This is a genomic window from Ruegeria sp. YTSC199, assembly GCF_059609725.1.
Genome location: NZ_JBXWMF010000010.1, coordinates 1 through 26,911 on the forward strand (window position 1 = coordinate 1; position 26,911 = coordinate 26,911).

At 59.4% G+C, this 26,911-nt stretch carries 32 protein-coding genes; 18 read left to right on the forward strand and 14 right to left on the reverse strand.

All coding sequences use genetic code 11. The annotated features are described in order from the left end of the window. The 4 genes from AC2FEE_RS11140 to AC2FEE_RS11155 form a co-directional block, all read left to right on the forward strand. Window positions 1-420, forward strand: a 420-nt coding sequence (locus tag AC2FEE_RS11140; RefSeq protein ID WP_496865212.1) for a TCP-1/cpn60 chaperonin family protein, incomplete at its 5' end; no start/stop codon positions are given. 120 nt (window positions 421-540) lie between these two features. Further along, a complete protein-coding gene (locus AC2FEE_RS11145) occupies window positions 541-1,383 on the forward strand; it encodes a DMT family transporter (RefSeq protein ID WP_496865214.1) in 843 nt (280 codons plus the stop codon). Window positions 1,384-1,421: 38 nt separating this feature from the next. Then, on the forward strand, window positions 1,422-2,195 hold the full coding sequence (locus tag AC2FEE_RS11150) for an esterase/lipase family protein (protein WP_496865216.1): 774 nt from the start codon (window positions 1,422-1,424) through the stop codon (window positions 2,193-2,195). Next, a complete protein-coding gene (locus AC2FEE_RS11155) occupies window positions 2,192-3,343 on the forward strand; it encodes an alpha-D-ribose 1-methylphosphonate 5-triphosphate diphosphatase (protein WP_496865218.1) in 1,152 nt (383 codons plus the stop codon). The genes AC2FEE_RS11150 and AC2FEE_RS11155 overlap by 4 nt, the downstream gene beginning before the upstream one ends. On the opposite strand, the gene AC2FEE_RS11160 is transcribed toward AC2FEE_RS11155, so the two are convergent. The 4 genes from AC2FEE_RS11160 to AC2FEE_RS11175 all read right to left on the reverse strand — a co-directional run bounded on the left by AC2FEE_RS11160 (window position 3,344) and on the right by AC2FEE_RS11175 (window position 5,941). Further along, window positions 3,344-4,411 (reverse strand): 5-(carboxyamino)imidazole ribonucleotide synthase, encoded by a 1,068-nt coding sequence (locus tag AC2FEE_RS11160; RefSeq protein ID WP_496865220.1) that lies wholly within the window; start codon window positions 4,409-4,411, stop codon window positions 3,344-3,346. After that, on the reverse strand, window positions 4,408-5,169 hold the full coding sequence (locus tag AC2FEE_RS11165; RefSeq protein ID WP_496865222.1) for an NAD(P)-binding domain-containing protein: 762 nt from the start codon (window positions 5,167-5,169) through the stop codon (window positions 4,408-4,410). The genes AC2FEE_RS11160 and AC2FEE_RS11165 overlap by 4 nt, the downstream gene beginning before the upstream one ends. After that, window positions 5,166-5,651, reverse strand: coding sequence for a 5-(carboxyamino)imidazole ribonucleotide mutase (gene purE / locus AC2FEE_RS11170; RefSeq protein ID WP_496865224.1), 486 nt, complete (start codon window positions 5,649-5,651; stop codon window positions 5,166-5,168). Before purE ends, AC2FEE_RS11165 begins: the two co-directional genes overlap by 4 nt. 65 nt (window positions 5,652-5,716) lie before the next feature. Beyond that, window positions 5,717-5,941, reverse strand: a complete 225-nt coding sequence (locus tag AC2FEE_RS11175; RefSeq protein WP_170325931.1) for a YdcH family protein — start codon at window positions 5,939-5,941, stop codon at window positions 5,717-5,719. A 164-nt stretch (window positions 5,942-6,105) separates the two neighbouring features. On the opposite strand from AC2FEE_RS11175, the gene AC2FEE_RS11180 reads away from it, so the two are divergent. The 4 genes from AC2FEE_RS11180 (at window position 6,106) to AC2FEE_RS11195 (ending at window position 8,579) form a co-directional block, all read left to right on the forward strand. Further along, complete coding sequence (locus AC2FEE_RS11180; protein ID WP_480590255.1) at window positions 6,106-6,519, forward strand: Hsp20 family protein; 414 nt, start codon at window positions 6,106-6,108, stop codon at window positions 6,517-6,519. Window positions 6,520-6,524: 5 nt separating this feature from the next. Continuing rightward, window positions 6,525-6,749 (forward strand): DUF1150 family protein, encoded by a 225-nt coding sequence (locus AC2FEE_RS11185; RefSeq protein ID WP_170423088.1) that lies wholly within the window; start codon window positions 6,525-6,527, stop codon window positions 6,747-6,749. 85 nt (window positions 6,750-6,834) lie between these two features. Further along, entirely contained in the window at window positions 6,835-7,722 is an 888-nt protein-coding gene (locus tag AC2FEE_RS11190; protein ID WP_496865227.1) for a PhzF family phenazine biosynthesis protein, read from the forward strand. Then, window positions 7,719-8,579 (forward strand): hypothetical protein, encoded by an 861-nt coding sequence (locus AC2FEE_RS11195; RefSeq protein ID WP_496865228.1) that lies wholly within the window; start codon window positions 7,719-7,721, stop codon window positions 8,577-8,579. The genes AC2FEE_RS11190 and AC2FEE_RS11195 overlap by 4 nt, the downstream gene beginning before the upstream one ends. Window positions 8,580-8,631: 52 nt before the next feature. Here AC2FEE_RS11195 and AC2FEE_RS11200 read toward each other — a convergent pair whose 3' ends face one another. The 3 genes from AC2FEE_RS11200 to trxB all read right to left on the reverse strand — a co-directional run bounded on the left by AC2FEE_RS11200 (window position 8,632) and on the right by trxB (window position 13,306). Continuing rightward, window positions 8,632-10,350 (reverse strand): bifunctional sulfate adenylyltransferase/adenylylsulfate kinase, encoded by a 1,719-nt coding sequence (locus tag AC2FEE_RS11200; protein WP_496865230.1) that lies wholly within the window; start codon window positions 10,348-10,350, stop codon window positions 8,632-8,634. Window positions 10,351-10,566: 216 nt separating this feature from the next. Then, on the reverse strand, window positions 10,567-12,237 hold the full coding sequence (locus tag AC2FEE_RS11205) for an adenylate/guanylate cyclase domain-containing protein (protein WP_496865231.1): 1,671 nt from the start codon (window positions 12,235-12,237) through the stop codon (window positions 10,567-10,569). A gap of 127 nt (window positions 12,238-12,364) precedes the next feature. Next, on the reverse strand, window positions 12,365-13,306 hold the full coding sequence (trxB, locus tag AC2FEE_RS11210) for a thioredoxin-disulfide reductase (RefSeq protein ID WP_496865232.1): 942 nt from the start codon (window positions 13,304-13,306) through the stop codon (window positions 12,365-12,367). A gap of 226 nt (window positions 13,307-13,532) precedes the next feature. Here trxB and AC2FEE_RS11215 point away from each other — a divergent pair, with 226 nt between their 5' ends. Then, complete coding sequence (locus AC2FEE_RS11215; protein ID WP_058280045.1) at window positions 13,533-14,033, forward strand: Lrp/AsnC family transcriptional regulator; 501 nt, start codon at window positions 13,533-13,535, stop codon at window positions 14,031-14,033. Window positions 14,034-14,149: 116 nt separating this feature from the next. On the opposite strand, the gene AC2FEE_RS11220 is transcribed toward AC2FEE_RS11215, so the two are convergent. From AC2FEE_RS11220 to lgt, 5 genes are all read right to left on the reverse strand, one after another. Next, the gene (locus AC2FEE_RS11220; protein ID WP_496865233.1) at window positions 14,150-14,932 is read right to left on the reverse strand and encodes a Hint domain-containing protein; all 783 of its coding nucleotides are present in this window, start codon (window positions 14,930-14,932) and stop codon (window positions 14,150-14,152) included. Window positions 14,933-15,263: 331 nt separating this feature from the next. After that, window positions 15,264-15,392, reverse strand: coding sequence for a hypothetical protein (locus tag AC2FEE_RS11225; protein WP_496865234.1), 129 nt, complete (start codon window positions 15,390-15,392; stop codon window positions 15,264-15,266). 269 nt (window positions 15,393-15,661) lie between these two features. Continuing rightward, complete coding sequence (gene pgeF, locus AC2FEE_RS11230; RefSeq protein WP_496865236.1) at window positions 15,662-16,420, reverse strand: peptidoglycan editing factor PgeF; 759 nt, start codon at window positions 16,418-16,420, stop codon at window positions 15,662-15,664. Next, window positions 16,417-17,484, reverse strand: coding sequence for a class I SAM-dependent methyltransferase (locus AC2FEE_RS11235; RefSeq protein WP_496865237.1), 1,068 nt, complete (start codon window positions 17,482-17,484; stop codon window positions 16,417-16,419). Before AC2FEE_RS11235 ends, pgeF begins: the two co-directional genes overlap by 4 nt. After that, entirely contained in the window at window positions 17,481-18,368 is an 888-nt protein-coding gene (lgt, locus tag AC2FEE_RS11240) for a prolipoprotein diacylglyceryl transferase (RefSeq protein WP_496865238.1), read from the reverse strand. Before lgt ends, AC2FEE_RS11235 begins: the two co-directional genes overlap by 4 nt. Before the next feature lie 97 nt (window positions 18,369-18,465). Between lgt and AC2FEE_RS11245 the strand changes: the two genes are divergently transcribed. From AC2FEE_RS11245 to AC2FEE_RS11265, 5 genes are all read left to right on the forward strand, one after another. Next, window positions 18,466-18,714 (forward strand): accessory factor UbiK family protein, encoded by a 249-nt coding sequence (locus AC2FEE_RS11245; RefSeq protein WP_171669487.1) that lies wholly within the window; start codon window positions 18,466-18,468, stop codon window positions 18,712-18,714. Between the two features lie 308 nt (window positions 18,715-19,022). After that, window positions 19,023-19,523, forward strand: coding sequence for a type III secretion system chaperone family protein (locus tag AC2FEE_RS11250; protein WP_496865240.1), 501 nt, complete (start codon window positions 19,023-19,025; stop codon window positions 19,521-19,523). A gap of 35 nt (window positions 19,524-19,558) precedes the next feature. After that, window positions 19,559-20,374, forward strand: coding sequence for a pyrroline-5-carboxylate reductase (gene proC, locus AC2FEE_RS11255; protein ID WP_496865241.1), 816 nt, complete (start codon window positions 19,559-19,561; stop codon window positions 20,372-20,374). Continuing rightward, window positions 20,367-20,705 carry a tRNA-binding protein gene (locus tag AC2FEE_RS11260; RefSeq protein WP_496865242.1) on the forward strand — a complete coding sequence of 113 codons (339 nt, stop codon included), beginning with the start codon at window positions 20,367-20,369 and terminating at the stop codon, window positions 20,703-20,705. The genes proC and AC2FEE_RS11260 overlap by 8 nt, the downstream gene beginning before the upstream one ends. After that, the gene (locus AC2FEE_RS11265; protein ID WP_496865243.1) at window positions 20,705-21,655 is read left to right on the forward strand and encodes a 2-hydroxyacid dehydrogenase; all 951 of its coding nucleotides are present in this window, start codon (window positions 20,705-20,707) and stop codon (window positions 21,653-21,655) included. The genes AC2FEE_RS11260 and AC2FEE_RS11265 overlap by 1 nt, the downstream gene beginning before the upstream one ends. Here the strand turns inward: AC2FEE_RS11265 and AC2FEE_RS11270 are convergent. Next, window positions 21,652-22,230: a thymidine kinase gene (locus tag AC2FEE_RS11270; RefSeq protein ID WP_496865245.1), complete on the reverse strand. Its 579-nt coding sequence runs from the start codon at window positions 22,228-22,230 to the stop codon at window positions 21,652-21,654. The genes AC2FEE_RS11265 and AC2FEE_RS11270 overlap by 4 nt on opposite strands. Window positions 22,231-22,576: 346 nt before the next feature. Here AC2FEE_RS11270 and AC2FEE_RS11275 point away from each other — a divergent pair, with 346 nt between their 5' ends. After that, window positions 22,577-23,038, forward strand: a complete 462-nt coding sequence (locus AC2FEE_RS11275) for a hypothetical protein (RefSeq protein ID WP_496865247.1) — start codon at window positions 22,577-22,579, stop codon at window positions 23,036-23,038. A 99-nt stretch (window positions 23,039-23,137) separates the two neighbouring features. Further along, complete coding sequence (locus tag AC2FEE_RS11280) at window positions 23,138-24,106, forward strand: hypothetical protein (RefSeq protein ID WP_496865249.1); 969 nt, start codon at window positions 23,138-23,140, stop codon at window positions 24,104-24,106. 8 nt (window positions 24,107-24,114) lie between these two features. On the opposite strand, the gene AC2FEE_RS11285 is transcribed toward AC2FEE_RS11280, so the two are convergent. Continuing rightward, window positions 24,115-25,239: a beta-ketoacyl-ACP synthase III gene (locus AC2FEE_RS11285; RefSeq protein ID WP_496865251.1), complete on the reverse strand. Its 1,125-nt coding sequence runs from the start codon at window positions 25,237-25,239 to the stop codon at window positions 24,115-24,117. A 167-nt stretch (window positions 25,240-25,406) separates the two neighbouring features. Here AC2FEE_RS11285 and AC2FEE_RS11290 point away from each other — a divergent pair, with 167 nt between their 5' ends. Both AC2FEE_RS11290 and AC2FEE_RS11295 read left to right on the forward strand, forming a co-directional pair. Next, window positions 25,407-25,874 (forward strand): MarR family winged helix-turn-helix transcriptional regulator, encoded by a 468-nt coding sequence (locus AC2FEE_RS11290; protein WP_496865253.1) that lies wholly within the window; start codon window positions 25,407-25,409, stop codon window positions 25,872-25,874. Next, entirely contained in the window at window positions 25,871-26,908 is a 1,038-nt protein-coding gene (locus AC2FEE_RS11295) for an efflux RND transporter periplasmic adaptor subunit (RefSeq protein ID WP_496865255.1), read from the forward strand. Before AC2FEE_RS11290 ends, AC2FEE_RS11295 begins: the two co-directional genes overlap by 4 nt. The last annotated feature ends 3 nt before the right edge of the window (window positions 26,909-26,911 follow it).

Sequence of the window (26,911 nt, forward strand, 5' to 3'; positions counted from 1 at the left end):
GAAGGCGTTGTCGTCGGGGGTGGTGTTGCGCTGGTTCAGGCTGGCAAAGCACTGGACTCCCTGAAAGGTGCAAACGCCGATCAGGACGCAGGCATCAACATCGTTCGCAAGGCAATCGAAGCGCCGCTGCGCCAGATCGCTGAAAACGCGGGCGTCGACGGTGCGGTTGTTGCTGGCAAGGTTCGCGAAAGCGACGACGCCGCATTCGGCTTTAACGCTCAGACCGAAGAATATGGCGACATGTTCTCGTTCGGCGTGATCGATCCGGCCAAAGTTGTCCGTACCGCTCTGGAAGATGCGGCATCGGTTGCTGGCCTGCTGGTCACCACCGAAGCAATGGTCGCTGACAAGCCCGCCAAAGAAGGCGCGCCTGCTGGCGGCGGCATGCCCGACATGGGTGGCATGGGCGGCATGATGTAAGCTGCCGTAGCCATAGTGCTTAGGGACGGGGTCGCCTTCGGGCGGCCCCGTTTCGTTTTATGAACCGTTCCCGCAGGAAAGTGAGTGTGCAAATCGCCGAGGAACCGCTATGCGATTGATATGCGTCTGTTTCTGCTCACCGCTCTGACCATGTGCGCCTTTGCGACGAACTCGATCCTGAACCGTCTGGCAATCGACAGCGGTGCCAGCGATCCCACTGGGTTTGCGGTTGTGCGGGTCTTGGCTGGGGCTGTGGTGCTGGTCGCTTTGGTCTTGCTCAGGGCCGGGCGCCTGCCGCTGCGCAACCGGCGCCGGATCGCGGGGGCAGGGGCTCTGTCGCTCTATATGATCGGGTTCTCGCTCGCCTATCTGACGCTGGACGCCGGGCTAGGGGCGTTGATCCTGTTCGGCGTGGTGCAGATCACCATGTTTACGGTGGCCTCTGTGACGGGCAGCGCTCCAACCTTGCGCCAGATTGCCGGTGCCGCGACTGCGCTGACAGGGCTGGCCTATGTGCTCTGGCCGACCGGTGCGGTACAGGTCGATCCTGCGGGCGCGGTGCTGATGACGGCCGCAGGCGTGGGCTGGGCAGTTTATTCGCTGGTCGGACGGTCTGAACCGGACGCCTTGGCGGGTACGGCGGCCAATTTCGTTGTCGCGCTGCCGGTCACGGCATTGGCTCTTCTGGCGAACGGGGCAGAATGGCAGGTGACCGGTTTGGGCTATCTGCTGGCAGCTACCTCCGGCGGCGTCACGTCGGGTATGGGCTATGCGCTTTGGTATCGCGTATTGCCACAACTGGCGCCCACCACTGCGGCGGTGGTGCAATTGAGCGTGCCTATCATCGCCATTCTTGGCGGGGTTCTTCTGTTGGCAGAGGTGGCAAGCCTGAGGCTGATCTTTGGCGCGGCGCTGGTGTTGGGCGGCATTGCGCTGGCCGTTCTGCGCCTGAAACCGCGCTAGGGGTTTCAACACAATCGGAGAAGGCTTATCTGGCGGCTATGAGATATCTGCTTGCTCTGTTTCTGTTCCTTGTCCCCGCCGTTGCCCATGCAAAATGCGTGCTGCTGCTGCACGGGCTTGCGCGGACAGAGGCGTCGTTCACCGTGATGGAACAGCTGTTTCAGGCGCATGGATACACCGTTGTTCGACCGGGCTACCCCTCGACCGACCTGCCGATTCCGGAACTGGCGAAGCAGACGCTTCCGGCCGCTTTTGCGGCCTGTGGCGATGACACTGTGAATGTGGTGGCACATTCGATGGGCGGCATCCTGCTGCGCTATTGGTTGCAGGATCATCATCCTGAAAATCTGGGCCGCGTGGTTATGCTCGGCCCGCCCAATCAGGGCAGCCAACTGGTGGATGAATTGGGCGCCTGGGAGGTGTTTGGCATGTTGCATGGCCCTGCCGGGCTGGCGCTGGGCACTGGCTCTGAAGGCGTCCCTCGTCAGTTGCCGCCGGTGGATTTTGAGCTTGGCGTAATCGCGGGGGAGAACTCGTTGAATCCGGTGTTTTCGTCAATGATCGACGGCCGGGATGACGGCAAGGTGTCAATAGAGACGACGAAGGTCGAAGGGATGAATGATCATATCGTCCTGCCGGTGACCCATACGTTTATGATGAACAATCCGCGGGTCATGGCACAGGCGCTGCATTTCATCGAATTCGGGCAGTTTGATCCCCAGATCACCTGGCTGGACGGGGTGCTGGATATCATCGACGAAATCTGCATCGGGCAGGATTGCTCGGAACCGGCCTCGGAGCCGACGCAATGACCGCATTGAACCTGACCCTGACCGGCGCAGAGGTGCTGTTGCCGGAAGGGGGTCTTGTGCCCTCCGACTTGGCTATGGCGGAGGGCGTCATTCAGCCGGGTCGCACGGGGCAGGAGATCGACCTGTCCGGCTACCTCGTGCTGCCCGGTATCATCGATCTGCACGGAGACGGGTTCGAGCGCCATATCGCGCCGCGGCGCGGGGCGATGAAGCAGATGGACGAGGGCATCCTTTCGGTCGAGGCCGAACTGGCCGCCAACGGTATCACCACCGCTGTTCTGGCCCAATTCCACAGTTGGGAGGGCGGCGTGCGCGGTCCCGAATTCGCGGGGCAGGTGTTTGACGCCATTGCCGCCGTCAAGGATCGCGTCGTGACCGACCTGATGCCTCAACTGCGGTTCGAGACGCATATGCTGGACGATTATGCGGGCTTGCCCCAACGTATTGCCGAGTGGCAGGTGCCCTATGTGGTGTTTAACGACCATCTCCCACATGATCGGCTGGCCGAGCGACGCAAGCCGCCGCGCCTGACCGGGCAGGCGCTCAAAGCCGGGCGCAACCCGGAGAAACATTTCGAGTTGTTGCTGTCCATGCATGACCGCCGGTTCGAGGTACCTGCGGCGCTGGACGCGCTGTGTGCAGACCTGGCCAAGCTGGGGGTGCGCATGGGTAGTCACGACGATACCACTGCGCAAACCCGCGCTGACTGGCGCAAGCGAGGGGCACAAATTGCCGAGTTCCCCGAAACGCTGGCGGCCGCCGAGGCCGCCCGTGCCGCTGGCGACTACATCATTCTGGGTTCGCCCAATGTGGTGCGCGGGGGCTCGCACAAGGGCAATGTCAGCGCGCTGGACCTGATCACGATGGGGTATTGCGACGCGCTGGCCTCGGACTATCACTACCCCAGCCCCAGACGGGCGGCGCTGATGCTGGCCAAGTCCGGGTTGGTCGACATGGCAGGAGCTTGGGGGCTGGTGTCTTCGGGACCTGCACGTGTTTTGGGGTTGCATGACCGGGGCACGCTGACATCGGGCCAGCGCGCCGATCTGGTCATTTTAGATGCTAATACCTACAGGGTAGCCGCCACGTTGGCAGCGGGGCGGGTGAGCTATATGGCAGGTGATATCGCGGCGCGTTTCGTAGGCTAACTACCGTGCGATACGGTTGAAATGACCCATCTTGCGACCGGCCTTGACCTCGGCCTTGCCATATAGGTGCAGAGCCACATCGCGTTCCCGTGCCAATTCGGACACCCGGTTCATGTCGTCTCCAATAAGGTTCTCCATGACCACATCCGAATGCCGTTGCCCGTCACCCAGAGGCCATCCCGCCACCGCACGGATATGCTGTTCGAACTGATCCACAGCACAACCGTTCTGTGTCCAGTGACCCGAGTTGTGTACACGCGGCGCGATCTCATTCACAATCAACCCTGCGGGTGTGACGAACAGCTCAACCCCCATGACACCCACGTAATCCAGCGCGTTGAGGATATTGGCGGCCAGCAGAACGGCATCCGTACGCTGTGCGGGGCGCAGGCGGGCAGGGACAGTCGTGGTGTGCAGGATACCATCGCGGTGCACGTTCTCGCCGGGGTCGAAACAGGCGACCTGTCCGTCCAGACCACGGGCTGCAATGATTGAAACTTCGTGGCTGAACTCCACGAACCCTTCAAGGATCGCGGGAGCGCCCGCCATATCGGCCAGGGCGGCCTCGGCATCCTCAGGCCCACGCAACCGCGCCTGCCCCTTGCCGTCATAGCCGAAGCGACGGGTTTTCAGGATAGCGGGCGTGCCGATCTGTGCGATCGCCGCGTTCAGGCTGTCCAGATCGGTGATGTCGGCAAAGGGGGCTGTTTTCAGACCCAGCCCCTGCAAAAAGTTCTTCTCGGTCAGCCGGTCCTGACTGACCCGCAACGCCTCGCGACCCGGGCGGATCGGGCGGTGGGATTCCAGCAGATCCAGCGCCTCGGTCGGGATGTTCTCGAACTCATAGGTGATGATGTCGACCGACTCGGCAAATGCGCGCAGAGCGTCGGCATCGTCATAGGCGGCGGTGGTCACTCGGTCGGCCACCTGCCCGGCGGGCGGGTTGGCACCGGGTTCGAATATATGGGTTACAAAGCCCAAACGAGCCGCTGCAACGGACAACATCCGGCCCAGTTGACCGCCGCCCAGAATTCCGATCTTCGCACCGGGTTTCAATGTGTCGGTCATTCTTTTGTCTCCAACCGTGATCCAATCGCCGCCAGGGTCGCGCGCAAAACATCATGGGCGCGACCGGACTGCAATCCATCCGTCATCTGCAGGCTCAGCGTTCCGTCGGTCGCAAGGGCGTCGCGCTCTGCGGCCAGTCGCCCCGACGTACCCGTTTCCATCGTGGACAGGAACCCTGAGAGTAATTGTGTCGTGTAGAATTCGGCGGCATCCGCGTCGCCGGTTTGTTCGGTTAACCACGCCGCACCGGTCGCCATCAGGTCAAGCATACCGGGGACCATCGCGCAAATCGCGAAATGCGCATTCAGAGCTGCCTCATCCGAAACTGTGACGACCGGGTTTTCTGGTTCGAACAGGTCGGCCAGCAAAGCGCCGTTGCCAAAGGCTGCCAAGGGGCACCCGCCCTGTTGTAAAAAGCCCAAAGGGATCGTCTGTACAAAGTTCGAAGCCGGGGCGCATAGCTGCGCCAATTGCAATGCCGATACCGCGGCCATGACCGAAACGATTTGCTGATCCGCGCGAAACGTCAGTGACTCAAGGACGTCAGGTGCAATCTGTGGACGCAGGCACAGAAACACGATTTCCGACGCATCGATAACAGACTGGGCGTCAGCGACCGCCACACCCAGTTCAGCCTTTAGGGCGACCGAAACCTCGGTGTTGCGTTCGGTGACGGATATAGAATGCCCCTTCGAGGCCAGGAAACGAACCATCGGAGCCGCAATATGCCCGGTTCCGATGAACCCGATGCGGCTCATCCCTGTGGCTCCTCGGGGATTGATGCCGACAACGCCGCGCGCCAGTCATCCAACCGTTTTGCCAGGGCATCGTCCTGTAACGCCAGAATACCGGCGGCCATCAGACCCGCATTGGCTCCACCGGCCGCACCGATCGCCATGGTCGCCACAGGAAACCCTTTAGGCATTTGAACGATGGAATACAGCGAATCGACGCCTGACAGCGCGCGAGTCTGTACGGGTACACCAATCACCGGCACGCGCGTTTTCGAGGCCATCATGCCCGGCAGATGTGCAGCTCCTCCGGCCCCGGCAATGATCACATGCAGACCGCGCGAAACGGCGGTCTTGCCATAGTCCCACAACCGATCGGGAGTACGGTGTGCCGAAACGATGCGTTTTTCGTATGCGATGCCCAGCTCATCCAGAATGTCTGCGGCTTCTTTCATCGTGGGCCAGTCCGACTGGCTGCCCATGATGATCCCCACTTTGACGTCGCTCATCCGCTTGTTTCCCTGCCTTCTGAAAGAGCGCGCACTATAGCCAAATCCAAAATCGTGGCAATGCGTCAGGCGATGATGTCAGGGGTCAAACGGTCTTCGATCAGACGAATGATGTCCTTCAGCCGCAGTTTCTGCTTTTTCAGCCGCTTGATCGTCAGTTGATCGGCTGTGCCGGTGGCTTGCAGCGCCTCGATGGCTTCGTCCAGATCACGGTGCTGACGGCGGAAAACCTCCAGTTCAACCCGCAATACCTCGTCTGTTTTCATCGAAAGATCGGTGGGCGCGTTCATGAGCGACTCAGTGCCTTTTGTGGTGCTTAGCACACAAGATAGTGTGTCAGGCTTTATCCGGCCAGACCTTGTGGACATCCCTGCATATTCCCATATTCTATTCTACGCGGTCGCCAGAACGGGGCCGCACCACACGTCGCTTTGACAATAAAGGACGAAAATACGTGTCGAAACTTACTCTTGGCTCATACCCGCATCTTTTGGGGTTCGAGCAGCTGGAACGCCTTCTGGAACGGTCTGCAAAGGCTGGCAACGAAGGGTACCCGCCCTACAACATCGAGCAGACCTCGGATTTTTCGTACCGCATCACCCTGGCGGTGGCCGGTTTTGCGGAAGAGGATTTGTCGATCACCATCGAGGATCGCCAATTGGTGATCCGGGGCCGTCAACACGACGACAGCGAGGGGCGTATTTTCCTGCACCGTGGCATCGCGGCGCGTCAGTTCCAGCGCATGTTCGTGCTGGCCGACGGTGTTGAGGTGGGCGAGGCGATCATGGAGAACGGTCTGCTGCATGTGGACCTGACCCGCGCCGTGCCGGAAACCGTGGTGCAAACGATCAACATAAGAAAGGGGTAAGAGCAATGAATACACCGATTGAGCTGAACACCGAGGGCGACCGGATCGTCTATGTGAAAGCTGTCGACGTCGCTGATCTGCCTCGGGAAGTGCGCGAGCAGGCGGGCGATCTGGATCAGCTTTATGCCGTTCACGATTCCGACGGTCAGCAACTGGCGCTGGTCGCCGACCGCAAGCTGGCATTTGTTCTGGCGCGCGAACATGATTTTTCGCCGGTGGCCGTCCACTGAGCCACACGATTTCCCCGTGACATCTGCTGCCCCGCGGGCGAGATATGCGGACCTGAAGCGGTTCGCATATCGGAAGGGGCGAGACATGAGCTGGTTTGACTTTGACTGGGTAGACGCCTTCAGCGACCGTGCCTTTGGCGGCAATGGCTGTGCTGTTGTCCACGGCGGGGCGGTGCTGTCGCAGCAAGTCTGCATGGCCTATGTTCGCGAAACCTCTCTGGTCGAATGCACGTTTACCGGACCCTCCGATGTGGCCGATATCCGGGTACGTTATTTTCTGGCCAGCCGAGAGATTCCTTTTGCCGGGCACCCCACCATCGCGACTGTTGCCGCGATGCGGTCGCGCGGCCTGTTTCAGGGCGGCACGTTGAAATTGGAGACCGGCGCCGGGATCGTCTCGATCCGATTGAACGGGGATGAGATTGAGATGACGCAGGTCGCGCCGCAATTCGGCAATTCAGTACCGGCGGATTTGGTCGCCGCCGCCATTGGCCTGCCGGACGGCGCCATCATCTCTCCGCCGCAATTCGTATCCACTGGGCTGCCATTCTGCATCACCGTTTTGCGCGATCATGAGGCTTTGCGCACCGCAAAGCTGGACGAGGACGCGTTGCACAAAATCACCGAACTGGCCGGGTTTTCCGGGTCAGATATGGCCGAACCCTTCCTTGTTACGCTCAAAGGCGCGACTGACGCAGGTGATACATTCTCGCGCCTGTTGATGGCGCCGCCCAGCCCGCCCGAGGACCCGTTCACCGGATCGGCCACCGGCGCGATGGCGGCTTATTTGTGGAAACACGGGTTGATGTCCAAAGACACATTCACAGCCGAACAGGGGCACGACATGGGGCGGCCCGGACAGGCGACAGTCACCCGTGTTGGCCCGGCGGATGCGATGACGGGCATCAAGGTCGCAGGTCGCGGCCATGTGCTTATGCGCGGTCAGGTCGATCTGCCTGAGGCCGGGCTGTGACCCAGCCCGCGATTGCGATTTTGCCCTATGGGCACCGGCTTGGGCCGAAGTTGGCCTCGGTACCGTTGTCGGAGCTGATCTGGCCCGAGGGCTGCCCCGACCGCCTGACCGGCAAGACGGTTGGTGATCTGGAACCCGCCGATCACCTGATCATGTACCCGAATTCGACCGTGCATCTACGCCTGCGCCGGGGCACCCGCGCGCGGATCTCTCTTATGATGGGAGAGCCGTCGGCCATCCACGCCAAGCATGACCGGATGCTGCGCTATACTTGGCGCCGGTTCTTCCGGGTGCTGACGTTTCATGATGTGCTGCTGCAGAGCATTCCGAACGCGGTGTTCCTGCCCTATGGTGTCACCATGGTGCCCGACTGGCAGGATCTTGATGTCAGGAAATCTAAATCCTGCTCGCTGATAGCCTCAGCCAAGCGCGACCTGGAAGGTCACCGGCTGCGTCATTCGGTGATCGACTGGGTGCGGGAAACCGGCGCGGACGTGGATATCATGGGGCGCGGCTATACGCCCTTTGATCGCAAGTCTGACGGGCTGGCCCCGTATCGCTATTCCGTGGTGATCGAGAATGTGCGGGAACGGAACTATTTCTCGGAAAAACTGGCGGACGCGATCCTGTGCTCAACGGTGCCGATCTATTGGGGCTGTCCGAATATCGGGGATTTCTTCGATACGTCCGGCATGATCCTGTGCGAATCCGAGGGCGAAATTCAGCGCGCGGTTCAGACAGCTTCAGCCGAGGACTACAATGCCCGTCTACCGCGCCTGCAGGCGATCCAGCCCCAAGCGGCAGAGTTCGGAGATTTTGAATCCCGCGCCGTCGCAGCCATCCGCGCAGAACTCTGACCAAAAAAAGGCCCCCGCGTCGCGAGGGCCTTTGAGTGTTTCGGGTGCCGCCTTACGACGCGGCGATCAGACCCATGCTTTCCAGTTTCAACAGAACCTGATGGGCGCAGTTGTCGACGTCCACATTCTCGGTCTCGACGCTCAGTTCTGGGTTCTGAGGCACGTCATAGGGGTCCGAGATGCCGGTGAACTCCTTGATCTTGCCTTCACGCGCCAGCTTGTACAGGCCTTTGCGGTCGCGGCGTTCGCATTCCTCGATCGAGGTCGCAACGTGCACTTCGCAGAAGGCGCCGAACTGTTCGACTTCTTCCCGTACGGCCCGGCGGGTGGTGGCGTAAGGCGCGATCGGCGCACAGATAGCGATACCGCCATTCTTGGTGATTTCCGAGGCGACATAACCGATGCGACGGATGTTCAGGTCGCGGTGCTCTTTCGAGAAGCCCAGTTCCGAGGACAGGTTCTTACGAACGATGTCACCATCCAGCAGCGTCACAGGACGGCCACCCATCTCCATCAGTTTGACCATAAGCGCGTTGGCGATGGTGGACTTGCCCGAACCCGAGAAACCGGTGAAGAACACAGTAAAGCCCTGCTCTGAGCGAGGCGGTGATGTGCGGCGCAGTTCCGATACGACCTCCGGGAACGAGAACCATTCAGGAATTTCCAGACCTTCGCGCAGGCGGCGGCGTAGTTCGGTGCCCGAGATGTTCAGGATCGTGACGTTTTCCTTGTCTTCGATCTCGTCATTCGGCTCGTACTGGGCGCGCTCCTGCACATAGACCATGTGTTTGAAATCGACCATTTCGACGCCGACTTCATCCTGAAACTGGCGGAACAGATCCTGCGCGTCGTAGGGGCCATAAAAATCCTCGCCCTGGCTGTTCTTGCCGGGGCCGGCGTGGTCGCGGCCGACGATAAAGTGGGTGCAGCCGTGGTTGGCGCGGATCAGACCGTGCCAGACCGCCTCGCGCGGGCCAGCCATGCGCATCGCGAGGTTCAGCAGCGACATTGAGGTGGTCGAGGCCGGGTATTTGTCCAGCACTGCCTCATAGCAGCGGACACGGGTAAAGTGGTCCACGTCGCCGGGCTTGGTCATGCCAACGACGGGGTGGATCAGCAGGTTGGCCTGCGCTTCCTTGGCGGCGCGGAAGGTTAGTTCCTGGTGCGCGCGATGCAGCGGGTTGCGGGTCTGGAATGCAACGATCCGGCGCCAGCCCAGCTTGCGGAAATAGGCGCGCAGCTCATTCGGGGTGTCGCGGCGGCCACGGAAATCATAGTGAACCGGCTGTTGAATGCCGACCACGGGCCCACCCAAATAGACCTTGCCCGCCACGTTGTGCAGGTAGTTCACCGCCGGGTGCGCATCGTCATCGGCGCCAAAGACCTTCTCTGCCTCACGTGCCTTGTTCGGAGTCCAGCGGTCTGTCACGGTCATGGTGCCGAGGATGACACCTTCCTGATCGCGCAGGGCGATATCCTGACCCAGTTCGATGGTCTCGGCAAAACCTTCGCTGACGTCCAGCGTTATCGGCATCGGCCACAGGGTGCCATCGGCCAGTCGCATGTTTTCAACGACGTTGTCGTAGTCGGCCTCGGACAGGAAACCTTTGAGCGGGTTGAACCCGCCATTCATCAGAAGTTCCAGATCGCAGATCTGACGCGGGCTGAGGTCCCAGCTGGTCAGGTCGGCGGCTTCCACTTTCAGCTTTTGGGCCGATTCATAAGATACATAAAGCTCGGAAATCGGAGCCAGATTGCTTAACATCGTCATGGGAATACTCTTGTCGAAGTGCGGTTTAACCGGTGATTCAGGGGTGCTTGCGGGGCATTTGCCCCGACTACCGGTCGAAGTCCATATACATTCACGAAATTAAGGACGATATGCGCCGTTTTTACCCGGATTGGAAGGAAATTTTGGCAGGATCAACTTTTCACGACTTTATTCCCACTGACGCGCGGTTGTTGCGCGAATTCAGCACGTCTGTTCCTAACCTGCGGTGACCGGCGACAAATCTGCGGCGCTTGCTACCGGCAGGGCTGGAATCGGGCGGGTTACGCCGCGCAATTCGAATGACTTCATACCGCTCTGGTCGCCTTCATAGCCTGCCATCTGCAGCAATTCAGTCGAAACCAGAAGCTCGACCCCCAGTGCCTTGGTTTCACCCTCAAGCCGACTGGCCACGTTGACCGCGTCACCAATGATGGTGCGTGCGGCATGGCCGGCAGCGCCGATTTCCCCCAGCACCAGATCGCCCAGATGCAGCCCCATCCCAATGCGTATCCGCGGGCTGCCTTCGGCCTCAAGCCGCAGGTTGAACTGCTCGAGGGCGCGGCTGACATCGGTTGCAGCCTTCAACCCTGCCTGGGCCGAGCTTTCGGCGTCGGGCGTTTCGAACACGGCCAGTAGGCCATCGCCCATGTATTTGTCGACCACACCGCCATCGGCAGTGATCGATGGAACAATGGCGTCGAAAAACCGGTTCAGCAGAAAGACGATGTCATAGGGCAAATGGCCGGTCGTGCGTGAGGTGAAACCGCGCATATCCAGAAACAGAACGGCCAGCTTGCGCTCCTGTCCCTGGCTTGCATGGGCACGGTGCCGCCCTCCTTCCGGGCGGAACATCCGATACGCGGTAAGTGGTTCGGTGGGGCGGATCTGGCAGGCCAGCCGCGCGCCTTTCGGCGCACCAACAGCGGTGAGACTGCGAGCCTCGACCTCAGCGGGAGCGGGGAGTTTGTCGGCACCATCCTCGACGATCACACGGCATGTGGTGCACCGCCCCTTGCCGCCGCAAAGGGCCGTGTGCGGAATGCCATTGGCCTGCGAAATCTCAAGCAAGGTCATGCCCTTTTCAGCCACGACCTCGGGGCCCTCGACATACTTCACCCGCACGGCATGCCTGCGACGCCAGAGCTTGCGGAACGCAAACACTGCCAGCGCGGCTCCCAGCGCGATCCAAAAGGCCATCAGTGCATTGTTCTTGACGCTGAACATGGCCTCAAATGCCTCGGGCGAGGGCCAGTTGTAATGCTCGATATACTGTTCGCGCAGGAATGGATCGGCAAAATCCGCCCAGATGCGCCGCCCTTCGGTCAGCAGACCGGCCAGCGCAAAGGATGGAATGAACACCGCCGCACCAATCAGATAGGGCACGGTTCTCGACCACCAACGGGTCAGCCGCAGCCACATGTGCAGCCCGATGCAGCCATGAATCCATACCAGCAGTAACAGCAGGCTTTGCATCCAAATCACGGTGCCGGGCCACATCAGGATGATGATATAGCCCATCTCGTCATTTACATCGTAAATCTCATGTGCATAGCGCGTTTGCACGATATGAGAGATCAGTTGCAGCGGGATCAGCAGGCCAAGCACAACCTGCACTCCGGTCGCAACCGGCATTCGTAACGTCCTGCGCTGGCTGATCGAGTACAACGCCAGGCCGGCATGCACCAACAGGGCGGCATACAAAACCACGCTCATGACGTCGTGGCGGGTGACGGCTTTGCGGCCATCCTGCATTCCGTGCAGGTAGTCGGTGTGAAACAGACCCAGCCCGATATTGATGAAGTGAAAGAAGGCAAAGGTAAACAGGATCAGGCCGCTGCCGATCCTCAGCCGGGTTGCCCACCCGCCTCGCCATAGAGCGCTATTCAATCAGGTCACCTGCATTCGCATTGCGTGCGCCCGAGTCTGATACGGGTGGGCGAGTGGGTCAAGCAGAGGTTGTGCGGGGAAAGGAGGGCAGAATTCCCCGAACAGACCGGGGAATTCTTAAAAGTGTTTAGTCCTGCTCCGCCAGAAAACGTTCCGCGTCCAGCGCGGCCATGCAGCCCATGCCGGCGCTGGTAACGGCCTGACGATAAATGTGGTCGGTCAGGTCACCTGCGGCGAAGACACCGGGCACCGAAGTTTCGGTCGAGCCCGGATTGGTCACGACATAGCCGCCCATGTGGGTGTCCAGCGTATCCTTGACCAGCTCGTTGGCCGGGGCATGGCCGATGGCCACAAACACGCCTTTGCAGGGGATCTCGGTGATCTCGCCTGTCTTGACGTTCTTAACGCGGACACCTTCGACGCCCAGCGGGGCATCGGTGCCGACCACCTCTTCCAGCTCGTGGAACCACAGCGGTTCGATCTTTTCGTGCTTCAGTAGGCGATCCTGCAGGATTTTCTCGGCCCGCAGTTCGTCACGGCGGTGGATCAGAGTGACCTTGCTGGCGAAGTTGGTCAGGAACAGCGCCTCTTCCACGGCGGTGTTGCCGCCGCCAATTACCACGATTTCCTGCCCGCGATAGAAGAACCCGTCGCAGGTGGCACAAGCTGACACACCAAAACCCTTGAATTTCTCTTCCGATGGCAGACCCAGCCACTTCGCACGCGCGCCGGTGGCCAGAATGACGGCATCAGCTGTGTAGGTCGTGCCGTTGTCGCCCTTTGCAGTGAAGGGGCGTTTGGAGACATCGAGATCACTGATGAAGTCACCGATCACCTCACACCCCATGGCCTGCGCGTGCTCCTGCATCTTGATCATCAAATCAGGGCCCTGAACTTCGGTGAAGCCGGGGTAGTTTTCGACATCCGTGGTGGTCGTCAGCTGACCGCCGGGTTCGATGCCCTGAACCAGGATCGGCTCCAGCATCGCGCGACTTGCATAGACGCCCGCAGTATAACCTGCCGGTCCCGACCCGATGATCAGAACCTTGGTGTGACGTGTTTCGGACATGGTACCCCCAACTCGATATGCCTGATTTGGGCGCATGGCCCTTGGCCGATGGATATAGCGACCCCAGTGCCGCGCTTAAAGCCCCTTCCTGTTTCGCATCCGCTATGTGCCCCGAGAATGGCGCACAAAAAAAGGACATTGAAAATAAACAATATTGCGCGACCGCGAAAGATTATTGCGCATCCGCCGGGTGCTGATATAACAACCGAAAAATCAGGAGCATTAGATGGTCGCGATACGGCTGGATGAGATTGACCGCAAGATTCTGGCGGAATTGCAGGCAGACGGTCGCATGACTAACGTCGAGCTGGCGAAGCGCGTTGGTATTTCGGCACCTCCGTGCTTGCGGCGTGTGCGCACGCTGGAAGAATCGGGCCTGATCCGCGGCTACCACGCCGAGGTGAACTCGCGCGAGCTGGGATTCGAGGTTCAGGTCTTTGCCATGGTCGGCCTTGAAAGTCAGGCCGAATCCGAACTGAGCGCATTCGAGGAACGCTGTCGCGAATGGCCGCTGGTGCGGGAGTGCCACATGCTGAATGGTGAAGTTGATTTCATCCTGAAATGCGTGGCACCGGACCTAAGTAGTTTTCAGCAGTTCCTGACGGGCGAGTTACTGACCACGCCAAACGTGGCCAGCGTCAAGACCTCGCTGGTCATTCGCGGTGCAAAAGACGAGCCCGGCGTACCTTTTGATGTTCTGGAAGAACGAATGAGTCGGACGGCGTGAGCGCCGCCCCCTTCGGGTGCGGCTTCATCGGTGGCAGAAAAGCTGCCACCGTCATGTAAAACACCCAACTTAACAATAACTGCATAACGCCCCCACATTGCAGAAAAAGCCCGGATTCAAGCGGTTATCGCATTCACCTCTCCGTCCCCGGCGCGCGGCAAAACCAGCGGCCCGAAATCGTTCAACGTGTCGACATGCGAAAACAGGTTCAGATAGATCGACCTCAGTGACTGGCTGACTCTGCGAACGGCGTTGATGCCGGGGTGATAGGATTCGAATTGCAGCCCGTCGACCCTGATCACCGAATGGCGTTTCAGACAGATATGAAACAGCTCTACCGGTGTTGGAGGCAGCGTTTCGATGATGCTTGTACCGTCCTGGAACTCGTGGACCGGTGTCAGAATCTGATCGTCGCCGTGAAGATGCCGCAGGTGCGCAGGCGTTCCCAGCAACCGTGCGGCAGGGCCGGCGATGACGCCCGACATCGGTTTTTGCATCCCGAAAGTGTCGGCCATAATCCGTGTCAGTGGTCGTGTCTTGCCGCGAGCGTCTTCGCGTCCGGGTACCAGAGTGACAGACCCTTTCCACAGTACCGTTTCAGAAGCACCGCTGTGCGTCAGAACGGTATCGCCGGGCAGCAGGTCTTCGATCGCCATTGGCCCGAATTCGGTTTCAACCAGAGATCCCCGGGTAAAGGCGCAAAACGCGTCTTCGAACATGGGCAGGGCGGGCGCAATGTGACGGGTCTGTACGACATCCCCGTTTCTCATCAGTGTACTGACCTCATAGCGCCGCAACTGTGCCTTTTTTTGCGTCGTCGGCCTCGGTGCGTCGCGCAGCAACGACGAGGTTTCAACGGCATTTCTTGCAGCGCGCGATAACGAACGTGGAATATCCATTTGAATTCCGTCCCCTCTAACTACCGCACAGACAAGCTGAACCCCCGTACAGGCCCGCCTGATCGGATTTACTTTTGTCTCGCAAGAAACTGGTGACTGCAGGACGACAGGCACGGTTGGCGCTTGTCGAAATAATATTCCCTATGCTTTTAGTCACCACTGGTCCCCCCAGACAAACTCATACAAACGCAGGTGAAATAACCTGCGCACACACGCCCCAAACCTGATCCGCACACAATACTCGCGGCAGGCCACACATCGGATCGGAGCATTCCTCCGCTGTGCGTCTTTACCCCCAAGAACCGGCAGCTTGGTTCAGGGGGCCTTTTGATCAGCGACGCGCCGCCAGGCGGCGTGCAACTCTGATCGAGTGGCTGGAGACCCGTTTCCACGGCATTTCCGGCTGTTGCTCTCTGGTGGCCGCAACCACGGCGCTGAGAAAGCGTGATTTCATCTTCATGCTATGTCCTGCCCATTTGGGAGCCTTTGTCCCGTTTTCCTCTGAGCACCCAATGTGAATTGTCATTGCGGCGGCGATAAGGCTGATCCGGGATGAATTCAGGACAATGGACAGCTAGCGACTCCTCTTTTGCGGATATGTCGCGCTTGGCTGGCGTCTCGGCTGATAACCATCTGAGAGCGGACAATAAAAAATGAGTTGTTGCGACTCAGGTAGACTAAAGAATTGTGGCGAAAAAGCGGCGGGATTAACGCAGTCCGGACGAGTTCTTAAAGTTTTATGGCTGAAATCAGGCGGCCATAGTCGGCCTCTTTCGCGTGGGTCGACCGGCGGTAGGAATAGAATCTGTCAGGGTCCGAGTAGGTGCAATGCCGGGTCCATTCCGCTTGGCCGACGCCGGCCTGGCGCAGCCGGTGCAGGCCAAAGGCAGGCAGGTCAAATTGCAACCTGTCACCGTTGCCATTAGCGAAGAACTGCAGGTTTTCCGGGGCATCAGCGACGAACTCGTCCAGAAACTCGGGCCCCACCTCATAAGCGCGCTGCGAGATTGACGGCCCGATCACCGCTACGGTGTTTTCCCGATTGGCACCCAAGGCTTCCATCGCATCAAGGGTTGCCTCAAGTACCCCGTCCAGCGCACCGCGCCAACCGGCATGGGCTGCCCCGATCACATTTGCGTCAGAATCGGCAAACAGGACCGGCTGGCAGTCGGCCGTAAGAATCGTCAGAGCCAGATCGGGTGTTGCCGTGACCACCGCGTCAGCCTTGGGGTTTTCGCCATTAATGGGGGCCTCGACAGTCAGCACGGTTGGGGAATGGACCTGATGAACGCCTATCAGCGCTTCGGGCACGACGTCCATCGCTTGCGCCACGCGTCTGCGATTCACGGTGACGGCCTCGGTCTGGTCGGATGAGCCATAGCCGCAGTTGAGGCCGGCAAAAACACCTGAAGATGCCCCGCCGCGGCGGCTGAAAAAACCGTGACGCATGGGCGACAGTAAATCTGAGGTCAGAATCTCGAGGGTCATGGCTCCAGTCCGGGTGGCGGTGAAGAAGGGGTAGGGTAGAGGCCCAGCACTTTGAACAGGTTTCCCATTTCCTCGGGGTGGGTCAACCGGCGATGTGCAGCAACCAGCACTTCAAGCTCAGACCCGCCGAGGGGCTCTGCCAATGTCTTTGCGCGAGTGGTAATTCCCAACCGTTCAAGGAACACACCCTGCGGTGTCAGACGCGAGTGGGCGCATCCAGCGGCCCGGGTCGCCAGGGCCAACGGTTCAAAATCCACATGCGCCGTCAGGTCGGCCTGACCGGGCAGGGCCAGAGGATCAGTGTGTTCATGCGCCTTCAGCGCCTGAAGAGTATCGCCCAGAGAATGCCAGTCACCGTAATCCACGATCAGCCCTGCGCCGCCATGGGTGCCGATTCGCCCTGCGATCACGGTGATGATGGGAATCGCCGCTGCGCACAGTTCGATCAGATCGCCGTCTTTGGTGTCATCCAGCCTATCCTTCAGGGCAACCTGTTCGCCCCGTGGCCCCAGCCCCCAAGTCAGGGTTTCGCCATCCAAACCGATCAGACGTTCGCGCCAGCCATCGCCGTCACGCAGGAACTGGCGGACGGGCAAGGCGTCGAAAAACTCGTTCGCGACCAAAAACAGGGGGGCCTCGGGCAGGTCTGCAACCGAACCCATCCAGCGTGGGTTATAGTCCTTCAATGTCTGCGCTTGAATGTCCCGCAGGGTAGGCGAGGCCTCGACCAGCACAATTTCGGCTGCATCAAGAAATCCCGGCACGCGGGCCGCGGCGCGCAGCATATCGGCCATCAGCGTACCGCGTCCCGGACCAAGTTCGGCCAGAACGAAATGGTCCGGGTGCCCCTGATCCAACCAACTCTGCGCCAGTGACAGACCAATCAGTTCGCCGAACATCTGGCTGATTTCCGGAGCGGTGATGAAATCCCCCCGCGCGCCCAGCGGGTCGCGAGTGGTGTAGTAGCCATGCGTCGGGTGCAGCAGGCATTCGGTCATGTAGTCGGCCACGTTCATCGGGCCGTCCTGCGCGATACGCGCCAGCAGATGATATTTCAGGCTCATGGTGCCGATCTTGCACGCAAGGCAAACCACAAGCCAAGCGCGATCATCGGAAGCGACAGCAATTGTCCCATTGTCAGGCCATAACCACCGACCTGCAGGGCCAGCCCCAGCGGGTTACCGGCTGAGATGAACTGTGCGTCTGGCTGCCGGAAGAACTCGACAATGAATCGCGAGGCACCATAACCCGCCATGAACAGGCCCATGATCAGACCTGGCTTGTGAAAGGCACCGCGCCGATAGGCCAGCCACAGCAGCAGGGCGCCCAGCAGCAGCCCTTCCAATGCGGCCTCGTACAGTTGCGACGGATGCCGTGCGCACATGCCCGTCACTACGCCCGGGCAATCCTGTGCGGCCGCGCCCGGGAAGATCACGGCCCAGGGCAACTCGCTTGGTCGCCCCCAGAGTTCCGCATTGATGAAATTCGCCAGCCGCCCCAGCAACAAACCAGGCGGCACGGTATGGGCGATCAGGTCCGCCATGGACAGAACCGGAATCTGGTGACGACGTGCATAGAGGAAAGATGCAATCACTACACCCAGAAGCCCGCCATGAAAGGCCATACCGCCTTGCCAGACTTTCACGATCTCCAGCGGATTAGAAAGGTAGTAGGACGGCTGATAGAACAGCACGAACCCCAGGCGCCCCCCGAGAATCACGCCGAGGATGATCCAGGTGATCAGATCTTCAAGCTGTTCGGGTTTCATCGGCGGTGTCTTGTCGGGCCACAGTGCCGGGCGCTTCAGCGCCATAACGCCCAACCGCCATGCAATCAGGATACCGGCGATATAGGCCAACGCGTACCACCGGAGCGCGAACTCCATCCCAAACAGCGAGATCGAGAACAATTCGGGAGACAGATCGGGGAAATTCAAAACAGCCTGCATGTGCGTCTCATTGCCCGGGGTTCGCAGGGCAAGTCAACCTTGAGCCCGCGCCAATCATTCCCCATATAGAGGCCAACCACGATTTCGGAGTAAAGCCATGCAAACCCGCAACAAGATTCTCGACGACGTATCCCAGCTGATGACCAATGCCATGGGTGTGGCTCAGGGAGCGCGGGAAGAGGCAGAGAATGCGATGAAATCGATGATCGACCGCTGGCTGGCCGACCGTGATTTCGTCACGCGTGAGGAATTCGACGCCGTTCGCGCAATGGCCCAGAAGGCGCGCGAAGAGAATGCGGCGCTCGAAGCACGCATTGCCGCGCTTGAGGCGAAGCTGGAAAAGTAAGGCCACGTTCATTTCTTGATAAAAGAAAACCGCCGCGCAATCCGGACCCGGGTTGTGCGATGTCGGGCATCATGCCGTCTTGCGGAATTTAATCAAGTCAAAGCTGCGTGATGAGCCAATATTTTGATCGCAGTTGCCTTCTGTCCACAACTTATTGCTGTTATCCCCAATAAATAGGGTTGCCAGAACCCATCTTGCGTCGCACCATATTTAGTACAGGCCTACGGGGGAAGCCCGGCTTGTAGAGCAGGCAACTAGCGCTGGGGCGCTGCCAGCCCCGAAATGCTAGAGATTAGTGAGGTGGCATAATGGCCCTTTCCGAGCAGTTTCTCGAAGAAGACCTTCATCCGATCGATATTGTTGAACATTTGGCCGAACACCACGACTGGGATTTTGACCGGATCGGGGATGATCAGATCGCCATGGCTGTCGAAGGGCAGTGGCGGACATATTCGATCACTCTGGCCTGGTCGCACTATGATGAAACCCTGCGGATGGTCTGCTCCTTTGAAATGGAGCCTCCGTCCGAGCGCGAAAGCGAGCTGTACGAGCTGCTGAACAAGATGAATGATCAGTGCTGGGCAGGGGCGTTCACCTATTGGGCCAAGCAGAAACTGATGGTCTATCGGTACGGTCTGGTTCTGGCCGGCGGTCAGATGGCCAGCCCCGAGCAGATCGACACCCTGATCAACGCAGCGGTGCTGAGCGCCGAACGGTTCTACCCGGCAATCCAATTGGTCACATGGGGCAACCGTACCCCCGAAGATGCGATGCAAGTCGCCATTGCAGAGGCCTACGGCCGCGCGTAAAGCTTGCCCCAAACCGAGTAAGGGGAGGGGCAATCATGGACATGTCACGCGTCGCCGAGCAGGGGCTGGTGCTTCTGGGATGCGGCAAGATGGGATCGGCCATGCTCGCCGGATGGTTGGAGCATGGCCTTCCTGCGTCAACCGTCTGGGTGATCGACCCGAACCCCTCGGACTGGCTGAAGGCGCAGGGTGTCAATATCAACACACCTTTGCCCGAAGCGCCCGCGGTGGTGCTGGTGGCCGTCAAACCGCAGATGATGGGTGAGGCCCTGCCCGCCATAAAAGCTTTGGGAGGGGGGCGCAGTCTGTTCGTGTCTGTCGCTGCGGGCACGTCGATCGCCACATTCGAATCCGTTTTGGGTGACGGCACACCGATCGTGCGCGCCATGCCAAACACTCCGGCCGCGATCCGGCAGGGAATCACAGCCTTGATCGGCAACTCGGTTGCGTCGGATGCTGATGTAGCGCTGACCGAAAACCTGCTGTCGGCCATTGGTGAAACGGTTCTGTTGCAGGATGAGGCGCAGATGGACGCCGTCACCGGCCTCAGCGGCTCAGGTCCGGCCTATGTCTTCCATTTGATCGAAACACTGGCAACTGCCGGGCAGGCGCAGGGCCTGCCGCATGAGTTGGCGATGAAGCTGGCCAAGTCGACCGTTGCCGGGGCAGGCGCCTTGGCTATGGCAGCCGAGGAAGACCCGTCGCAACTACGCATCAACGTGACCTCGCCAAACGGCACCACGCAAGCCGCGCTTGAAGTGCTGATGCACGAAGAAGAAGGCTTCCCCGACCTGCTGCACCGCGCCGTCAAAGCGGCAACCGACCGATCCAAGGAGCTGTCCCGTGAGTGAGATTACCTTCGACGACTTTCTCAAGGTCGATATCCGCGTGGGTGAGGTGATCCGCGCCGAACCCTATCCCGAGGCCCGTAAGCCTGCGATCAAGATGTGGATCGATTTCGGTGATGAGATCGGCGAGCGGAAAACCTCGGCGCAGGTCACCACGCATTACGATCCTGCAACGTTGGTAGGTAAGCAAGTCATGGCCGTCGTGAACTTCCCGCCACGCCAGATCGGCCGGTTCATGTCTGAGGTTCTGGTACTGGGTCTGCCCGATGAAAACGGTGAAATCGTCCTGATCGGCCCGGATGGCGAGGTTCCTGTCGGCGGGCGGATGCACTGATGAAACTGTTTATCGCTCGCCCGATGACGGCTGCCGTCGAAGCCCGCGCCCGCGCAAAATTCGATGTCGAGTTTCGCAGTGAAACGCTGCCGATGACGCGCCATGAGATGCTAAGTGCGCTGATGGACTTTGACGTGGTCGTGCCCACTCTGGGCGACATTTTCTCGGCTCAGGTGTTCGCAGAAGCGCCCAATCCCCGCTGCAAACTGCTGGCGAATTTCGGCGTCGGCTACAATCATATCGACGTGGACGCGGCCCGTGCCGCTGGCGTTGCCGTCTCCAATACGCCCGGGGCAGTAACCGATGCCACCGCAGACATAGCCATGACCCTGCTGTTGTCGGCCGCGCGCCGCGCGGGCGAGGGTGAACGGCTGGTTCGCTCAGGCGACTGGCAGGGTTGGCACCCGACACAGATGCTGGGTCATCACGTCACCAGCAAACGAGTCGGCATCGTCGGCATGGGACGGATTGGTCAGGCCATCGCACGTCGTTGCCATTTCGGGTTTGGAATGCAGGTCGCCTATCAGTCTCGCAGCCCGAAGGACTTGGACTTTGCCGCCGAATTTATCCCCGACCTGGTCGCTTTGGTGGCGTCGGTCGATTTTCTGGTTCTGGCCGTCCCCGGCGGTGCCAAAACCCGCCACCTGATCAACGCACAGGTGTTGGAGGCCATGAACCCTTCCGCCATCCTAGTTAACATCGCGCGCGGAGAGGTTGTGGACGAGACCGCCCTGATCGCCGCGCTTCAATCGGGCCAGATCGCGGGTGCGGGGTTGGATGTCTACGAATTTGAACCCGCGGTTCCGCAGGCTCTGTGCGATATGGAGAACGTGACCCTGTTGCCTCATCTGGGTACCGCTACCGAAGAGGTGCGCACTGATATGGGGCATATTGCGCTGGACAACGTCGCCGCCTTCGTCGCGGGCCGCGCGCTGCCGAATCCGGTTTAAGACCCGATAGCCTCGCGCCAGTGTTTGCGGCAGAGCGAGACATAGGTCTCGTTCCCGCCTATCTGTACCTGTGCGCCCTCGGTGATGGTCTTGCCGTATTCGTCCTGGCGAATCACCATCGTTGCCTTGCGGCCGCATTTACAGATCGTGCGGACCTCTCGCATCTCATCCGCCAGTGCCAGCAGGGCCGCTGAGCCTGGGAACAGGTGCCCCTGAAAATCCACCCGCAGCCCATAGGTCAGGACCGGAACATGCAGATCGTCCACAGCGCGGGCCAGTTGCCAGACTTGCTCTTCAGTCAGAAACTGTGCCTCATCCACGAAAACACAGGCGATCTGACTTCGGTTCAGGCGCGCCTCAATCATAGCAAACACGTCATCGCCCACTGAGAACGTATCGGCATCGGCGGAAATCCCGATCCGCGAGGCGATCTTCCCTACGCCGTCCCGTCCGTCCAACGCAGCGGTCATCAGATAAGTGTCCATGCCCCTTTCACGATAGTTGTGCGAGGCCTGCAGCAACACGGTCGATTTACCCGCGTTCATGGTCGAATAATTGAAGTACAGCTTTGCCATGCGCCCGGGTCTAAAACGCCTTACCCCCTTGGGCAAGATACGAAACAAGCGACGTCGCCGTTGTTGCTACAGGGGCCGAGCCTAAGCTCAAGGGGGATGGATCCCCCGCTTTCACAACAACGACGCCGTTGGCCGACATGCGGCCAAAACAGAGCGAGGCTGGAATTCTGCCCCGCAATTACTCATCACCAGCCAAAACGGCCGCCACTCACTCACAAAACCCCCGAATATCTGAGGGATAGCCAATGTATGACATTTCAATTAAGACTCGAGTATGGGAAATTTCTTTTCCCTTTCCCCCACAGTGGCAGATGTTGTGGGAGAGACAGGCAGAAAAGGTAAAAACATGGCAGATATCGGGGCCTATCTGAAAAAACACACAGAAGCATTGGTCAAGGACGTCGGCATTGAATCCGCATGTGAGATCACCGGCAAATCCAAGGCGACTCTGGGCCGGTATTATTCAGACAACGCCGAACATGTTGATCGGTTCATGCCGGTGGATGCCGTGGCGCGGCTTGAGGCCGTGTCGAACTATCCGCACGTCACCTCGGCGCTGGCCGATCTGAAGAACATCACCTTGTCCTATGACGGCCGCAACTCGGAGAAACCGCGGACCGGAGGGGTAAACTCGGACGTCATCGCCCTGAGTCAGCGGTTCGCTATGCTGATGACCGAATACCAGGCTGCCATCGAAGACGGCATCATCACCGTAAACGAAGCCAAGCGCCTGCTGAAGGAAACCAGCCTGCTGCAACAGGTGTTGATCGAGATGAAGCTGCATCTGGAAGAGGAAAGCGTGAGCTGACACCTTCCGCAATGACCGACTACAAGGCTTGGTTTCCGTGCGCCGTGGGCGATTGATTCTGCTATGTTTACCTTCCAAACCCCCCGTTTGCCCAAGCCTTTGGAACTGGACCTTGCGACCCTGACCGGTGGAGGGTCATGCCCCAGTCAGTTTTACGGTCAGACGCATGATGATCTTGACGTCTATGTGCGCTACCGAGGAGGTCGCCTGAGTGTTCGGGTCGGCGCGCAGCTTGGTGACGGCGCTGTGCGGGCTGAGCCTTTGCTGGAGGTCGACATTGGCCCGACATATGACGGTTCAATCACACTGACCCAGTTTTGCAGATTGTTTGGCGTGACGGTTTGCGGAGAGATCCCGCCTGAAGCGAACCGGGAGGCTGATCACAGCACCGACCTGTCAGGCAAAACAACCTATTTGCGGGCTTATCTGGACCGTGTGACACCACCGACGGCTAATACTATCCTGAAGGCCGCGACGGAATGTTTCCCTGATGCACTTTTGGTGCAGCCCGTTGTGAACGAGAAATTCAAGCTGGAGGCATGGGCCCAAGCGGTGCTCGACGGATCAAATGACAGCTTTTGGTTGGTGGATGGAATCACCGATACGTCTCAGATCAAATCGACGCCGGAAAGGTTTATCTTGCCGGTCGACGGCCAATTGCAGATTGCGCTGGGATATACGCCCTGGAAATGGCCGGGGCCACGTTACTCCGGTATGGCACTGGAACGCGCGCATCAGGAATTGGGCAGACCGTTCTTCCAGCCAGGTATCCGAGGTGTGCCGCCAGAGCATGAATTGACGATCGACAGCTTTCAGATCAGCACCGCGTTTCCGACGGCCGATGCACGTATACGCGAACGGCTTTCTGCGCTGGGAGAGCGGTTAAAACCAGTCCTGCCAAGTACCGAGCTTGTCCAAGTCAACCTGACCACGGATCAGGTGATCGCCAAAATGATCCGCAGGCTTGATCTGGTAGTAAATGAATGGTGCCGGTCTGCGCCCAATCGTTGGCTCTCGATCCAGAAAGAAGGGCGGGATGGGGACTGGACTGGTGTTCGCCCGGCCTGACCCTTGCGTTACCCGTGTCGCTTCACGATCACCGATCCCACTGAATACCCCGCACCAAAGGAACAGATCAGCCCGACATCCCCGTCCGTCAGATCGTCGGAATACTTCGAGAACGCGATGATCGACCCGGCCGAGGACGTGTTGGCATAGTCCTGCAGGATATTGGGTTGCTCGCCAACCTCGGGTTCTCTGCCCAGAACCTTTTTGCCGATGAAATCATTCATCGTCTTGTTGGCCTGATGCAACCACAGGCGTTTCAGATCACCGCTGCCAACCCCTTCGGATTCCATGTGATCCGAGATGTGCTTGCTGACCATCGGCAGCACTTCCTTGAACACTTTGCGGCCGTTCTGCATGAACTGCATATCGCGCCTATCAACCACCCCGTCGGGGCGCGATCGGCGCAGGAAGCCATTGTTGTTGCGGATGTTGTTCGAGAACGACGTGGCGCAGCGGGTCGAGAGGATTTCGAAATGCGGGCCCTGCGCGTCTTCGATCCGCTCGATCAGGGTGGCCGTCGCCACATCGCCAAAGATGAAATGGCAATCGCGGTCGCGCCACTCCAGATGGCCGGAACAAATCTCGGGATTCACCACTAACGCCGACCGCACCGAACCCGAACGGATCATGTCCGCCGCCGCCTGTATACCGAACGTGGCCGAGGAACAGGCGACGTTCATATCAAATCCAAAGCCGTCAATGCCCAAAGCCTGTTGAATCTCGATCGCAATTGCCGGATAGGCGCGTTCGTGGTTCGAGGCGGCGCAGATCACCAGATCGACATCTTCGGCGCTGCGCCCGGCCTGCGTCAGCGCCTTTTTGCAGGCATCCACGGCCATCTCGGTCATAATGCCGGGCTCTTCATCGCTGCGCTGGTGCAACAGGGGGTGCATCACGCCCGGGTCCAGAACACCCGACTTGTTCATCACATAGCGGTTCTCAATTCCCGAGGCCTTTAGGATGAACTCTTCGGACGAATGCTGGATCGGCTCCATCTCGCCAGCCGCTATCGCCTCGGCATTCACAGCGTTCTGCTTGTCGGCATAGGCGTTGAAGGCGGCGACAAGCTCGGCATTGGTGATAACGCTTTCGGGCGTGAAAACACCGGTGCCGGTGATTGCAGGGGTATACATGGCTGGTCCTGGACGTTTCGAGTCTGCCTAAAATGCAGTCACAGCAGGGTTTGATCAAGGTATGGTGACCTAACGGAATGCACGGGGTTCAATCTATTTCAGCTTCATATCTTGAATAGTTCGAAATTCGAAGTATATGACCAGCCTGAATCATCCGGAGGGTTCGTATGTCAGACGATATCAGCACCCGGCTTAGCCGTCTCAGTCCTGAAATTCAGGCCATCATGGGGGTGTATGCGCTGTATTGGAAGCTGGAGGAGGCATTTGATTGCGTCGAAACCGATCTGAGCCATCTCGAATGCCATATGCTGATTAAACTGGATCAGCCGAAACGCATGGGCGTATTGGCTGCGGATATGCTGACCGTCCCTTCGACCATTACTGCAACAGCGGACGGTTTGGAAAAGGCGGGGCTGCTGATCCGCGAACGTGACCCGGAAGACCGCAGAGCCTGGCTACTGGTTTTAACAGAGCAGGGCCAGAATCTGCGCAACATGCTGGTGTCCGTGGCCGGAGACCTGTTCCACCGCTCCTCTGGTCTGAATGCGGAAGAAACTGCCCAATTCGCGCGGCTGGCGCGCAAAATCCGAGACAACATTCTGAAAACGGGAATTCCCGAGGGATTGACGAAATGAAACTCCTCTCTGTTCTGAGCGTGACACTGATCGCGCTGGCGACCACGGTTGCGGCACAAGACACGGCCAAGCCGGTCAAGCTGATGCAGGTGCGGGAAACCTCGCCCGGGTTTTCGCGGCAGTTTTTCGGGCGCGTGGCCGCCCTACAGACTGTTGACCTGGCCTTTCAGGTATCTGGTCAGATCGTGGAAATGCCGGTGAACGAAGGCTTTGTGATCCCCAAGGGTGAGTTGATTGCGCAACTGGATCAAGCCCCGTTCAAGCGCCGCTATGACCGGGCCGTGTTGCAAAAGGATCAGGCGGATCGAACCCTGGCCCGTCTGTCGCGCCTGCGCGGAACGACGGCCAGCCAGGTGGCAGTGGACGATGCGGAAACCGCAGCACAACTGGCCGAGATCGCGGTGCGGGATGCGGAATACGATTTGGAACACGCCACGCTGACAGCACCGTTTGATGCGCTGGTGTCCAGCCGGGCAGTCGAGGCCTTTACCACGGTGTCAGCCGGTGCGCCCATTGTCCGCATTCACGACATGTCCGAGTTGCGGATCGAGGTCGACGTACCAGAAATTCTGTTCCAGCGATCCTCTCAGGAGGATGAGCTGACAATCACCGCGAGATTCCCCGCCAGTGATGAAGTATTTCCCCTTGAAATCCGAGAGTTCGATGCCGAAACGTCCAGCGTGGGGCAGACGTTTCGTATTCAGTTTGGACTGACCCCGCCAGAGGGGCTGCAGATTCTGCCAGGCTCGTCTGTGACTGTGAACGTGAAGGTGCAGGATGCCCGGACCGGCATTATCGTACCGGCTTCTGCAATCGTTACCGATGCCGATGGTGCGCTGGGTGTCATGGTATTCTCTCCGGTCGGCGCCGATGAGGGCTCTATCCGTTACGTGCCTGTCACTATCGAACCGACCCAAACGGGTGATGTTCGGGTGCTGACCGGCCTGTCGGATGGCGATGAAATCGTTGTCGCCGGTGGGGGAGCACTGACCGATGGTCAGGCTGTGCGCCGCTTTGCCGGTTTCGCAAACTGAGGG